The organism is Aequorivita flava (assembly GCF_038742595.1).
In the GTDB taxonomy this organism is placed as follows: Bacteria; Bacteroidota; Bacteroidia; order Flavobacteriales; family Flavobacteriaceae; genus Aequorivita; species Aequorivita marisscotiae.
Genome location: NZ_JBANCF010000001.1, coordinates 350,541 through 365,568, shown reverse-complemented (window position 1 = coordinate 365,568; position 15,028 = coordinate 350,541). Strand labels below are relative to the sequence as shown.

The 15,028-nt window shown below is 35.7% G+C and carries 9 protein-coding genes; 6 read left to right on the top strand and 3 right to left on the bottom strand.

Annotation, left to right across the window (positions count from 1 at the left end; all coding sequences use genetic code 11):
- Window positions 1-12 precede the first annotated feature (12 nt).
- The 5 genes from VZD24_RS01785 (at window position 13) to VZD24_RS01765 (ending at window position 8,219) form a co-directional block, all read left to right on the top strand.
- A complete protein-coding gene (locus tag VZD24_RS01785) occupies window positions 13-2,637 on the top strand; it encodes a hypothetical protein (protein WP_342686486.1) in 2,625 nt (874 codons plus the stop codon).
- Between the two features lie 246 nt (window positions 2,638-2,883).
- Complete coding sequence (locus tag VZD24_RS01780; RefSeq protein ID WP_342686487.1) at window positions 2,884-4,278, top strand: contractile injection system tape measure protein; 1,395 nt, start codon at window positions 2,884-2,886, stop codon at window positions 4,276-4,278.
- Between the two features lie 67 nt (window positions 4,279-4,345).
- The gene (locus VZD24_RS01775; protein ID WP_342686488.1) at window positions 4,346-6,280 is read left to right on the top strand and encodes an eCIS core domain-containing protein; all 1,935 of its coding nucleotides are present in this window, start codon (window positions 4,346-4,348) and stop codon (window positions 6,278-6,280) included.
- A gap of 44 nt (window positions 6,281-6,324) precedes the next feature.
- Window positions 6,325-6,828 (top strand): hypothetical protein, encoded by a 504-nt coding sequence (locus VZD24_RS01770; RefSeq protein ID WP_342686489.1) that lies wholly within the window; start codon window positions 6,325-6,327, stop codon window positions 6,826-6,828.
- Window positions 6,829-6,890: 62 nt separating this feature from the next.
- Complete coding sequence (locus VZD24_RS01765) at window positions 6,891-8,219, top strand: ATP-binding protein (protein WP_279447768.1); 1,329 nt, start codon at window positions 6,891-6,893, stop codon at window positions 8,217-8,219.
- Window position 8,220: 1 nt separating this feature from the next.
- Here the strand turns inward: VZD24_RS01765 and VZD24_RS01760 are convergent, their stop codons facing one another.
- From VZD24_RS01760 to VZD24_RS01750, 3 genes are all read right to left on the bottom strand, one after another.
- Complete coding sequence (locus VZD24_RS01760; protein WP_342686490.1) at window positions 8,221-9,345, bottom strand: DUF2891 domain-containing protein; 1,125 nt, start codon at window positions 9,343-9,345, stop codon at window positions 8,221-8,223.
- Between the two features lie 105 nt (window positions 9,346-9,450).
- A complete protein-coding gene (locus tag VZD24_RS01755; protein ID WP_342686491.1) occupies window positions 9,451-12,318 on the bottom strand; it encodes a M16 family metallopeptidase in 2,868 nt (955 codons plus the stop codon).
- A gap of 101 nt (window positions 12,319-12,419) precedes the next feature.
- Window positions 12,420-13,961, bottom strand: coding sequence for a YifB family Mg chelatase-like AAA ATPase (locus VZD24_RS01750; protein ID WP_342686492.1), 1,542 nt, complete (start codon window positions 13,959-13,961; stop codon window positions 12,420-12,422).
- 309 nt (window positions 13,962-14,270) lie between these two features.
- Here VZD24_RS01750 and VZD24_RS01745 point away from each other — a divergent pair, with 309 nt between their 5' ends.
- Window positions 14,271-15,014, top strand: coding sequence for a DUF6345 domain-containing protein (locus VZD24_RS01745; protein ID WP_342686493.1), 744 nt, complete (start codon window positions 14,271-14,273; stop codon window positions 15,012-15,014).
- Window positions 15,015-15,028: the final 14 nt, after the last annotated feature.

The window sequence follows — 15,028 nt, the reverse complement described above, 5'->3', positions numbered from 1 at the left end:
AATACCAAAGTTATGAGCACAAAATTATTGGAAATAACTCCACAGTACCGTTCCTTCGTGGACGATCAAGTACTTACCTCCGGGCAGCTAAATGAATTTATTGAATATTTTGAAGACCAAGACCGTCTTACACGCGTATGCCTTGTGGGTGTTGGACTGGCCTGTGGCTTTAAAATTTCGGTAAACAATGCAAAAACGCTTATAACAATTACCCAGGGTTGCGGTGTTACTACCGATGGCGACCTTTTAAAATTACAACAGAATATAAAAAATTCGTCCGATACTTCTATTGATATTGAAAGTATCACATATTCTCACTTTACAGATTTTGAGGATGATAAAGCGAAATACAAACACTTTAAAAACGAAAACAATACCATTGATTTATGGGAATTAATTCCACAGGAAAAAATAGATCTCGAAGCCGGTCATCTTCCTATCAATCAAGATTTGTTAAAAAATAAAGTTGCGGTACTATATTTAGAATGTTATCCAAAAGCCCCAGATATCTGTACAACCACAAATTGCGATAACCAAGGACAGCCAAATATTCAGAATCTACGTGTATTATTAATAAGCAGTGAGGATGTTGAAAATATAGTAAACCCTAAAGATGGTATATTTTCAAAGCACAACGTTTATGAAGCATTAAGCAATCTACCACCAACAGCAATTCCCAAAGTTATTTTAAACGACAGTAATGCTAACTCGTATTCAAAAATTGCAGCTACGTATAAAACGGCAATAAATTCTTCCAAAGAAATTTTGAAAACCGCATTTACGCAGCTATTTCAAGGATTTTCTGATGTTTTGGAGGTTAGTGAGAGCACCTCAAATACCATTTTGTCTAACATTGATAATCTGGATGATTTTAATTCAAATGAAAAAATTCAATATAGATATGATTTAGTTCGCGACATTAGCGATACATATAATGAGCTAATTGAAATTTTATTAAAATTAAAAACCGAATGTTGCCCGAGTATTAGTGCATTTCCAAAACACGTTTTACTTGGACTGCTTTTTTCGGAAGTGAAATATCCAGAATTGCGACACGAATTTTACCATTCGCCCGCAAATAATGAATATGCAAAGTATTTAAAAATAACGAAAAGCCTGCTGCAACGTTTAACTTTACTTTTGAAAAATTTTAATCTGTCTGAAGAAAACCAAGTTGATATTACACCTTCCAAAACTTGTGCCAGTTTAGGCCTAAAGGCTATTCCCATCTATTATGAAACAGATGCAGCGTTGTTAAATGCTTGGGATTTCAATAAAACGGAAAATTACAAACAAGAGTACAACATTGGCTACCACAGAGAAAATCTGGCACCCAACAGCTGGGTAAAAAACCCTTTAAATTTTGAAACGGATTGTAATAATTTTTATAGAATTGAAGGTCATGTAGGCCATCCTGCGCAAGACAGTCGCAACGCCATAAACAATTTAAAAAACTCCCATGCCTTAGATTTTGATTGTGTACTTTTTGATCTTCAAAGAGATGCCCAAGCATTTACTTCGTTTATTCGTGAAAATCCTTCAATTGCACACAAAGCAGGAGTTTCCAAAGGCGGCACCTTTATTCTAGTTTCAGAAAACGAACAGATTGTGGCAGATTTTTGTCTTACAACTAAAGTAAATAATACTACTGACGGCGGGTGTTGTTCCTTAATGGAATGTACATACCCTTGGATTAGTTCATTAAAATATATGAATAATCTTTCGCGAAGCTTAAAAGGACAGCAAAGTAGAAACAAACCAATGCCGCAAAATTATGTGTTGCAGGTTATTGAATACAAAATTAATGGAGAACCTTTAATTAATAGAACCACGACCATTACTATTCCACTTAAAGAGATATTTTTAAGAAGAATCCACGCCGTTACCGAAGCCTTAAATAATAAATTTGATAAAGGTGTAGTATTTGACTTTAATGAGAACCAAAAAAGACTTGTAATTACACGTGCTAAGGAAGATACTTTCACCATTCGTTTACGCGAAATTTCAATGGCGAATAATAACGCAATTTATACCTATAGCAATAACGGTATGTTCCGGAATAATTTAGTTTTTAGGCCCGATGCTATGCGATGTAGAGACCTGCGAAGTTATCGCGAATCATTTTATCAAAAATTACACGCACAGATTGCTCCGGTAAATAAAGACGACGACTACGGTAAATATGACGAAAAGTGGGCTAAATGGAGTAAATTAACCGAACGATTAATTAGCAACCCCGTACTAGAGGAAGCCGGATTAATCCGTATGATTACTTCAAAACAAATGTTGCCGAAAGAAATTAAAACGTTAGTTTCAAATATTAAGAGAGATTTCCAAGCCACACAAGAAGAAAGGAACCTCAATTTTGAATTAGATGGCGACTGGGTAAATGGAATTTGGGTTAATAAATTTATGTTAGATCATCATAGAAGAAACAGAAAAAATACCCACGACGATATAGTGCTGTTTGTGAATTTACGAAAGTACCTCCATAACGAAACTGGAGTTACAAAACTTTCAGTATATATTACCAACCTCAAATACGCTAAAAATTTGGATGAGGTAATTGCAAAATATAAGACCAAAGCCGATTTTTATTTCGGAAAACCAACCGGAGAAAACGCAATAAGTTTATGAAAAATATAGCTGAAATTAGCACAAAAAAGAAGGGTATCAGTCGGTAAAATTGTACAATCCGAATGATACCCTTATGGGTCTAACAAGAAAAGAACTAAGAACGTAAGAATGACAAAAGGAACGATAGAAAAAACTAACGTAAGAACTAAAGTACAAACTATAAAGAACGTAGCACTAACTGCAAACAACCCAGTAATTCATCTCTGAATCGAATAGTAAATATAAGTCTTAAATATTAAATAACAAATGGTTGCGCCAAAAAATATCATAAAAAAAGTGCAAATTGGAGTAAACACCCCTTCACTTGCCCATGGTATGCAATTAAAGGACAATCTAACCGATTATTTTAAGAACGAAATTTTTCCCGAATTAGATAATTACTTCAATTCAATTCAAAATAATAAAGTAAATGTTAGCAGATACAACAAGATTTCCATTGAAATAAACATTAAAGAAGAAGATTCATTAATTGTATTAAAGCAATTAATTATCAATAAATTAAAAGAAAAAATATCCGACAAAAATACTGTAGATGTCAAATCTGAAAACATTCAGAATACCACTGCGGAAAAGAGTATGCGTTCGGCATTTTTTTATTATTTAAAATACGGAATTCTGCCTTGGTGGTCTGAAGATGAATTAGCGTTTGATAACGACTTCTTTGAAAATATAAAGCGCAAAAAATCATTCAGAAAAAAATTAGAGTTACTTCTCACCAATCCCGAAATCCGAAAACGTTTAATTTATCAATTTAATGATAAACAGCTAACGCACCTCATTTTTGAAAGTAACCATAGTGAAGTATTAAAAACTTTAAGCACGAAAATACTTCAAAAATACAGACGTGTTTTTTGGGAATCAGTGCTACATTATTCCGCCTTTCGCAATGATAAAAATATTGTTGTACTTTTTAATAGCATCCCATTTTCAGTTGCTGAAAAACTGGTAAATACTTTTAATGAAATTTTAGACTCCAATATTTCAATTGACAGGGAAAGTTTTCAAAAAATGCAACCTACAAAGAAGAAGAATAATGACCCAGCGGCAACAATTAACGACCAAATAGAGGGGGCTGAGGTATTGAAAGCAGATTCTGAAAAAGATATTGTTCCTGAAATTAATTCGGAAATAAACAATATAATTAGCGACGGGATTTTAATAAAAAATGCTGGATTAATTTTGCTTCATCCATTTTTAAAAATGTTTTTCGAAAAAATGGAATTTCTATCAGAAAAACATATAAAGCCCGATAAAATAGATGAAGCCATCCACACGCTTCACTATCTAGCTACCGGCCAAATACAGCCCTTTGAACACCAATTAATTATTGAAAAATTTCTCTGCAATGTACCAATTAATTATCCTGTAAATCGCCATATATATCTTACGCAAGATCAAATGCAAGCGAGCCGTATTTTATTGGAAGCTGTGCTAAATCATTGGACTGCCTTAAAAAGCAATTCGGTAGAAATACTTCAAAATGAATTTCTGCAACGAGACGGAAAGCTCACTATTTCTAAAGAAAAGCGAAATCTCTACATTCAGCGAAAGACCCAAGATTTATTGTTAGACAAACTACCGTGGAACTTACATTTAGTGAAGCTTCCTTGGATAGAAAAAATACTTTTTGTGGAATGGTAAGCAGGTAATTAAACTAAGTAAAGATTAAAATTTAAAGAAATTGGAAAACGAATAAAACAAAGTAGTTATGTTTAAGCTAACTAAAAGTACACATAATCCAAAAACTACGGGAAACTCCCGTATTCATTCAAATTCTGGAACAAATCCATTATTTATTCAAGCCAAGTTTTCGGTTGGAAAAGCCAATGATAATTTCGAAAAAGAAGCAGATTCGGTTGCTGATAAAGTGGTATCCGGTTCGCAGAAAGATTCCCAAAAACCCAATACCTTTTTTCCTGCTACCCCGGTTCAGAGAAAGAATAGTGAAGTTAGTGAGGAAGTGCTACAAATGAAGTCTTCTAAATTTCAAAAAATCGCACCCGAGAATTTTGAACAAAAAATAAAAAGTACCAAAGGCCACGGCACGCCTTTAAAGGGTAAAGCTAAACAAGAAATGGAAACAGGAATTGGGGCAGATTTTAGCGATGTAAAGATCCACACAGACACTAATGCAGTTTCAATGAGCAAAGCATTGGGAGCCCAAGCATTTACTTCTGGAAAAGATATTTATTTTAATACTGGAAAATATGCACCAGCTACTTCGGCCGGTAAACATCTCTTAGCACATGAGTTAACCCATACTTTGCAGCAACAGAATGGTAGATTTCAGAAAATTCAAAAAAAGGATTTGGCCTCTCCCCGCTTTGGTGGTGACGCACTTTTGGAAGATGTTTTGGATGGAAACCAACTGGTAAGTACTAAAAAGAACAGTAAAGGCGCTCATGTTAGAATTATACAACAAGCATTGACCGATGCTGGATTTATTTTAAAGCACTATGGAATTGATGGCGATTTTGGAAGTGAAACGAAAGCGCAGGTAATTGAATTTCAAAAAGCTCGAAAATTACCCAAAAAGGAGCAAGATGGAGTTGTTGGCCCAATAACTATGAGCGAGTTTGACCAAGAATTCACAGGACATAAAATTGAACATACAAAGTTTTCGGGAATAGATGATGCCACTTTGGATGCACAAACGCGAACAATTACAACGGATGAAAAAGCTGCTGTAAAAGAAGCGATGAATACCGAGGTAAAAAAAGACCCTAAAACCGGAAAGGATCCTATATTTGATAAAGCCAAAACAGCAGCTTATAAAACTGAACTTAAAGCGCTTACCGAAAAATATGTAATCGCACAATACAATCACTTAGGAAAAGGTAAAGAAGCATTAAGAGGAAACAAAAAAAATTTACACGACAAAAATGATGTAGAAGCTTTAGCAAAAGTTTCGAAGAACGAAACAGACAAAGTTTATGGTAACTTAAAAAAAGGAAAAGAGTTTGTTTTTGGAACGAACCTTTTCGATGGGTGGGAGAATAAAAAAGCAAAATTAAAGGGGAAATCCCCCAAAGAAAAGGATGCCATAAAAGAAGCCTGGGCAAATTGGCGGGTACAGAAAATTATTGAAAGCGCCAGAGTTGAACCAATAAACAAAAAATACAACGCCATTCAAAAAAGAGAGCCAGAAGCTACGGTGGTAAAAGAAATAATAAAGGAGCTGTCCATAACATATAAAAAAGAATTGGTCCTAACCCACCTGGGTTGGCCCGGATATGCAGACGATGGAAAAGTCTTTCTTCAACGTTACAAAAGCTCCAACAATGATGACAACAGAAAGTATATGTGGGGAAATTTTGCCACTATTATCCACGAATACATACATACATTAGAACATAAAGACGCAATTAATTATCGAGAAAGCCTGAAAGACAAAGAGGGCGGAAAAGTATTAAGAGAAGGCATGCCCGAATATTTCAGCAAAATAGTTTGGAATAATCTAAACCTTTCCGATCACACCTTAAGGAAAAGTGTTGAAGGTCCTTTCTATGATTCCACTAAAAGTGATATTTACACAAATCATTATTATTCTGAAGGAATAAATGCTGAAAAAATTGCTGGAATTGTGGGCACCAGTAATGTAATGGGGTATTTTTTTAAGGGAAAAATAAATTTAATTCAATAATAAGAGTAACCTTAAATTGCTAAAAAAATAAATAAGTAAAACTTATGACTAACATTGAATGTATAAAGAATATTACAACTAAAACAGTAGATAATTTTACGGTTCCAGTTTCAATGGAGAGTTGCGAACTTTTACCCGTTTTAAATCATTTTAGAAAATCACAATCAAACGCCGTTGAAACCCATCTGGGTAAAGAAAATGAGGAGGTGGCGTATTATGATATAAAGTTTGGTGTTAAAAAGCTTAATGCTATTAAAATATGGACAGCAAATAACAAAATAATTAAGATAGACCTTATTAAAACGTTTTCTAACACAGAAAAAGTTTCGAAAAAACTCCAACAGTTGCCTAAATCAAATACTAAACTTAATTACTACTACGACGTAATATATATGGAAGATAAAGCCTGGATATACCCAGAGATTGGAATAGCAGTATTTTTAGGCCTTACTGATGGGGTTGTCAATTTTATAAGTTATTTCCCCCCCACCACAATTGAAAATTACATTAACCATTTGCATTCCTTTAGTGCACCAAGAGAATTTTAATATATTAAAATCTATCCGTTCTAATAACAAAATATAGAATTACGAAATATTTAATTTAATTAATGGCAAATACAAAAGAAGTAGAATTAAAGAAAATCTTTAATTTTTTAGAAACCATAATAGTATGGCGAATAAGAAATAATACGGCAGATTTTGATACGCAATCGCCAATTCTTGAATTAAAGAAACTAGGGAAGTCTAATTTAGGAAGGTTTTTAAAAGAAGAAAAACTATCAAAAACCGAAACGGTCGCGCTGCTTTTGGCAGTGGTACCTTCATTTTCTCCTTCATTTTTACATGATACTATTTCAAAAGAATTTCCAAACGGAACCGATTTTATACAATTTGGCGGAGTAAAGGGTCATAATCATCGTGGGATATTGCCTACGGGTGAAACAGTTCAATTTATTATAGGCGGAACCAATTTTTCACACAGATTGCAATGTTTGCACCTTTTTTCCGAAGATCATTTGTTCGCTAAAAGAAATATTTTCTACATAGAAAATGCTACATACGGAGAGCCTCTAACGAGCGGTAAACTCATAGTTGATACAGAGTTTTTATATCAAATTACTACGGGCGAAATTCCCGCGCCCAAGTTAAGCACACAATTTCCAGCTGAAAAACTAGAAACCCAATTAAACTGGAATGATCTAATTTTAAGTGATAAAACACTTCAGCAAATTAAAGAATTGGAAATATGGTTACAGCAAAACGAACGATTGTTTAACGATTGGGGAATGAATACACGTTTAAAAGCGGGATATCGCGTACTTTTTCACGGGCCTCCGGGTACAGGAAAAACTTTAACGGCGAGTCTTTTGGGTAAATACACAAAAAAGCCTGTTTATAGAATTGATCTTTCAACCGTGGTTTCAAAATATATTGGAGAAACAGAAAAAAATCTTTCAAATTTATTTAACAAAGCAAAACATAAAAATTGGATTTTATTTTTTGATGAAGCCGATGCCATTTTTGGGAAACGTACAAATGTTCGCGATGCTCACGATAAATACGCCAATCAAGAAGTTTCGTATTTGCTTCAACGCGTGGAGTCACATCCAGGTTTAATAATATTAGCTTCAAATTTTAGAGATAATATAGACGAGGCTTTTACCCGCAGATTTCAGTCTTTAATTTCGTTTGAAATGCCGGGACCAAAACAACGAGAAGAAATTTGGAAAACGAATCTTCCGAAAAAGCTAATTATTTCAGAGGACATTCGTTGGGAAGAAATTTCAAAAAAATACGAATTAACAGGTTCCAATATTTTAAATATTATTCAGTTTTGTGCTTTAAAAGTGTTGCACGATAAAAGCAAAACTTTAACCTATTCGCTTTTATTACAAGGAATTCGCCGAGAATTTTTAAAGGAAAATCGCACGCATTAGTCTACTTCTCGTGTAGCGTATTTAACGCATAGATAGCAAAGCTCCCCAACCAATGGCCCCCTTCATAACTATCGCCCACGAGATTGGGGTATGAATATGCTAGGTGTTCGTTTGCAATATTTTTAAGGTGGTTGTATTTTGGAAATTGCTTAGCCAAACCATAAAACACCCAAGCTCGGCTAAAATTTAAGCCATCTAAATGCACAAGTTTACCATCAGATCTGTCGCTCACCTCCCCTACTTTTAATTGATAATTTTCTTGAGCGAGCTTTGGTAAAAATGTATCAATCCAATGTGTAAATTCTTTGTGGGAAAGAATGCGACGCATTATATCTATTTCTTCCAAACAAGGTGATAAAAAATCGTATCCACTGGGTTCCCAATTTATAGGGCAGTTTTTATCATTTATATAGAAATCTCGGGCACGATTTATTATTAGCTGTTTTAAATCTCCATCACCAAAAGTTACGGCATAATCATAAGCAAACGCGAGCCCGAAAGCAGTATTGGTATGTTCACCAACGCGAATGGGGTAATTTAGTTTTGGTAAAAATTCTTTATACCGAATTACAATTACATCAGCTAAAGGCTTTAGGTTTTTTGACAATTGTTCGGCCATGGGATCATCCCAAGTATGTAATGCTTCAGAAAGTTTTAAAAGCCACGCCCAGCCATAGGTTCGTTCAAATGATTTATTAATTGGTTTTTCAAAGAAAGCTACTTCGGTTGCTACATTTTCGGGCGTTATATTTTTTGTTAGTAAATCGCGAACTTCACTAGCTTTATCAATTTCTGGAAATTGTTTTAATAAACTAACCATAGACCAATAGCCGTGTACCGCGCTATGCCAGTCAAAACAGCCATAAAATATTGGATGCACAGACTTGGGTTCAACCAGATTAGCTTTACTTGCTAAGGTGTGGCTAGGTTTGTAGGGATAAGCGTTACCCACACAATGCAGTGGGAGTTCAATTAGCTTGTTGGCTTCAGCTACTGTAAATCTGGGTTCTGGAAACTTCTTTATAGAAGTTTCTAAAGATTCGTCCGTGTTAATTGTATTGCTTGCATCGTTTTTACAGCCAAAAAAAAGCAAGACTGATAGAAGAAGAAAGTAGTACTTTTTCATTAAAATATTGAATTTGCATAAAGATACTAATTAAAAAAACCACGAATGCGCTAATATGTATATGCAAATTAGTGTATTCGTGGTAATCTAACTTCAATAAAATTATTACAATTTCACATCTTCAAGTTTAACTTCTTCTCCATTTTTGTCGAGAAGTTTTACTTCGTCAAAGCCCATATCTTTAAACTGTTCAAATTGTGTAGCTGCATCGCCCACAACCAAATAAGCCATTTTTGAAGCATCTAAATATTTGTTCGCCAAAGCTTGGTGCTGTTTCAAAGTCATGTTGCGCACTGTTGTTTCTTCTTTTTCAATATAATCTACTGGAAGATCGTATTCGTTTATTTCCTGCAACATCCCTAATAGTGAACCCTGTGTTTCGAAGCGGCGCGCATTCGATTTTATAAGTGCATTTTTTGTAAATTCTAAATCCTCCGGTGAAATGCCGTCTTTATATGCCGAAATTTGATCTCTAAAAATGGCAACAGATTCTCCTGTGGTGTTTGTTCTAACACTTGATGAAGCGGTAAATGTTCCTGGAATTTTGCTTCCACTAAAACCTGTACGCGCACCATAAGTATATCCTTTTTCTTCGCGTAAAATTAAATTTACATTTCCAGAAAAAGATCCCCCTAATTTATAGTTCATTACTTCGGCTGGATAAAAATCTGAATCTGTTCTTGGCAAAGCGATGTATCCAATATTAATTACAGATTGTTTCGCATTCGGAATATCTACAAAATAAAGTGAAGCCTTGTCGCGATTGTTGGCTACGGGATAGTCTGGAATGGTAACATCCTTGGCCGTCCAACGCTCTTCCAGCCCTTGTAAATCCTTTAAAACAGACTCTTTATCTATCTTACCAACAACCTGAAATGTGCTAATGGAAGGTGAAAAATTTGTGGTATAAAATTCTTTTAAATCGTTCATTGTAATAGCTTCTACTGACTCTACAGTGCCAATGGTTGGGTAGCTGAAAATATGATCATCCCCGTACAAAATCTTACTGTAAACTCGATTAGCTACTACATTTGGGTTTGCATCAGAACGCTCTATCTGATTTATGGTTTTAGTTTTTATACGCGCAAGTTCTTCTTCGTCCCAGCGTGGTTCCAAAAGAATTTCGGTTACTAAATCTATTGTTTTTTCAAAATTTCGGGTTAACGTATTTCCGCGGATAACGATAGCTTCATTGGTGGTGTACATTCTAATGCTAGCACCCAATAGATCAATCTCCTCTTCCAGTTGTTCTGGCGTTTTATTTGCAGTACCTTCCATCATTATGTCGCTCATTAAATTTGCGACACCGTTCTTTTTCATATTGTCTAACAAATGACCACCTTCAATCACCAAACTAAAGTTTACGGTTGGTATTTCGTTTTGCTCGATTCCAGAAACTTGGAGGCCATTTTCTAATGTTGTGTCCCATATTTTAGGAATTGAAAGCTCTGGCGATGGTCCTTGGGTTGGTGCCACTGAACGATCAAAATTTGATGGAGTCTTTGCCACCTCAGAAGTTGTTTCTTCAACTGTTTTGGTTACATTTTCCGTTATTTCTTCTTCTACTACATTTGCTTTTGTAGAATTTTCGGCAATGAGCTCAACTTGTCCTTTTGGAACAAAGCTCGTCATAACATACGGCTTATCCTTTATGTATTTATTGTAAACACGTATAACATCTTCTTTGGTAACTTTTTTAATATTTTCGATGTCTTTAGTAATAAAACCGGGATCGTTTGTAAATACATTGTAACGGGCAAGCTGAAATGATTTTCCTAACACACTACTAATTCCATTGTAAAATTGCGTTTCTAATCCAGCTTTAATTCTCTCAATATCGCGATCTGTAACCCCTTCTTTTTCAAAAAGAGCAAAAGCTTCATTAATACCGTTTTCTATAGCATCTAAATCTACACCATTATTTGCCGTAATAGAAATACGGAAACTTCCAGCCAATTCACTTGAATTGTTATAGGCGGTTGTACGTGAAGTTAAATCCTTTTCCTTAACCAAAACTTTATATAATGGCGCCTTTTTACCTTGGGAAAGTATTTCGCCCAAAAAATCTAATGCGTACGCATCTTCGGTGTATTGTTCTAACGTTGGCCAAACCATATTTAATTGTGGCGCGGTGGCAAAATTATCTTCGTGATAAAGTCTTTTAGTTTCAGATAGTGTTACAGGTTGTGGTTTAAGTGGCTCCACCTCCTGGCGGCGCTTTATTTCACCAAAATATTTTTCAATCATTTGTTTAGCTTCCGCCGTATTAAAATCTCCAGCTAATACCAAGGTTGCATTATTTGGTCCGTAAAACTGATCGTAAAATTCCTTTACGTCTTCCACGGTTGCATTTTGCAAATCTTCTAATTCGCCAATTACTTGCCAGTTATATGGATGGCCTTCCGGATAAATATTCTTGTCTATAACGTAGCTTGTGTGCCCGTACGGATTATTATCCACGCGTTGTCGTTTTTCATTTTGTACTACCTCTTGTTGGTTCTCAAAAGCAGCTTCAGTTACGGTGTTGATTAAAAAGCCCATTCGGTCGCTTTCAAGCCACATTACTGTTTCCATTGCGTTTTTCGGCACAACTTCATAATAAATAGTTCCATCCTTCCAAGTGCCACCATTTAATGTTCCTCCAGCATCTTGAATTGTTTTAAAGAATTGATCCTGTGGCACATTTTCAGATTCTTGGAAAAGCATATGCTCAAACAAGTGTGCAAAACCGGTACGTCCCGTTTTTTCGCGATTTGAACCTACTCCGTATTGAATTGCCAACGATACAATTGGATCGCTACTGTCTTGATGAAGAATTACGTCTAGACCGTTTTCCAGCTCGTATTTTTCAAATTCTACGGAAAGTTTGGCGTTATCATCACCGCTAACCTCTTGTTTTGTTTTACAGGAGAAAACAACTAGTGCAGTTAAGGCTAATACCACGGCACTGGTTTTAATGGAAATTTTAAACATAATAAATTGGTTTTTTAAGAAAGTTTTAAAGATAGTGCGGGAAGTTGGCTTCAATCTTAAAAATAAGTTAAAACCTACTTTAAAAAGATGTAATAAGTAATTTACCCAAACCATCCATCCCGATCCAAACTTCTGTATTGAATAGCTTCAGAAATATGATTGCCGTTAATTTCTTCGGAAGCTTCCAAATCTGCAATGGTGCGAGCCACTTTTAAAATTCTATCATAGGCACGGGCTGAAAGATTCAATCGTTCCATCGCAGTCTTTAAAAGTTGAAGTGAAGCCTCATCGAGCTTGCAAAATTTTCGAATTTGCTTTACGCCCATTTGGGCATTGTAGTGAACATTTTCAGAATCCATAAAACGTTCTGATTGAATTTTCCGGGCGTTGGAAACCCGCTCCCGAATAACTATACTGGCTTCACCGCGACGTGCATCACTCAGTTTTTCAAAAGGCACTGGTGTTACTTCAATATGTATATCAATTCTATCTAAAAGTGGGCCCGAAATTTTACTTAAATACCGCTGCATTTCTGCTGGCGATGACATTACAGGCGCATCGGGATCGTTAAAATATCCTCCCGGACTTGGATTCATACTAGCCACTAACATAAAACTGGAAGGATAGGTTACTGTAAACTTAGCCCGCGAAATGGTTACATCGCGATCTTCTAATGGCTGCCGCATTACCTCCAAAACCCCACGTTTAAATTCGGGTAATTCATCTAAAAATAGTACGCCATTATGTGCCAAACTAATTTCTCCAGGTTGTGGATATTGCCCACCTCCAACCAAGGCCACATCGCTTATGGTATGATGTGGACTGCGGAAGGGTCGCGAAGTCATAATGCCCCCTTTTTCCGTTGTACGTCCAGCAACGCTGTGAATTTTTGTTGTTTCCAAACTTTCCTGCAACGTCATCGGTGGTAAAATACTCGGCAGTCTTTTAGCAAGCATCGTTTTACCTGAACCAGGCGGTCCGATTAAAATTATATTATGCCCACCTGCAGCAGCAATTTCCATACAACGCTTTATAGACTCTTGTCCTTTTACATCTGCAAAATCGAATTCGGGATGTTCCAAATGATTGTAGAATTCGGCTTCCATATCCACTTCAATTTTGGTCAACGGAATGTTTTTATTAAAAAAATCAATTACTTCTTTAATATTATCAATACCAAAAACGTCAATTCCTTCTACGATAGCAGCTTCTTTTGCATTTTGCTTCGGAAGAATAAAGCCTTTAAACCCTTCTTCTTTTGCTTTTAAGGATATTGGCAATGCACCCCGGATGGGTTGTAAGTTTCCATCTAAAGACAATTCGCCCATAATAATATATTCCGAAAGTGGATTTAGCTCGGCAATTTGTCCCGTTGCCACTAATACGCCCATTGCCAAAGTTAAGTCGTAGGCCGAGCCCTCCTTCCGAAGATCTGCGGGCGACATATTTAATATAAGTTTTTTTCCGGGAATTTTGTAGCCGTTGTTTTGTAATGCTGCTGCAATCCGAAAATTGCTTTCGCGAATGGCATTGTCCGGCAAACCAACCAAATGATAGCCTACGCCAATATCTACATTTACTTCAACCGTAATTGTTGTGGCTTCAACGCCAAAGACTGCGCTTCCGTATACTTTTGTAAGCATAGTAATTTAATTTTTGACTTGAAGGGGAGATTATTGAAAGTAAGGTACTAATTTTTTGCGAATTACTATTTTAAAACCGCATTTACCCATTATTTACAACGAAGAAATAGGAATTTTCCTGACTTTCTTTCAGGGAATTACCTATTTAAAAAATAGGATTTAACCTATTGATAAACAGTGTTTTAACTTCTATTGTCCGAAAGATTCTTTTTTATATTTGCCGAGATTGAAACGTGAAAAGTTTCAAATTAATATTAACAACTTAAATACAAACACATTATGTTCAACCAAATTTCAAAAAATTCAAAATTGATTCTAGCTGTTAGTTTCGTTTTGATATTTAGCACAATTTCCTTTTCAGGAAGCCGCAAAATTGGCGGTTACGTAGATCAGGCTGAAAGCCGGTTTGTTAGAAATGTATGGAATTTTATAAAAAATTTCCAAAGCCCAAAAAACATTGGTTCCCACAGTTGGCAATACGAGCAGTATTATTGGGCAGAACCATATGAATTTACCACTTCGCACCAAAATTATGTAGATGCTATGGATTTAGCCTATGTAGCTGGTCACGGTAATTATCATTACATCCAAACCAATCAAAGTTTGGGCTTGGGAGTAAACCTAAAAACAGTACCCCAATACGGAAACTCGGGAGACGATTTAGAATTTATGATAATTGAATCGTGTTACACGGTATCTTCGCGACCCGAAAAATCTAATTGGTGGAGCGATTATAATGCAATGTTTGGTGGCATGCACCAATTGGTTGGTTTTCATACACTAAGCCATTCCGACAATGGAATACCTAACAACTACGCCTGTAAGCTTAAAAATAATGGGGCTGTTTGGCAATCATGGTTTGATGCTGTTGACGAAGAACGCTTCTGGATTTTTAATCCTTCATATTACGACCCACAATACGGGAGCAATTATCCGTATCCGGGATTGGCAAGTGTAATTGTAGGTAGAGGTTGCACCAATGACAGATTGGGTTCCTATGCTAGCGATCCCGCGCCAGGAACCGGAGGAATGTACACTTACTGGCAATATTAATAATAAATTAAAAA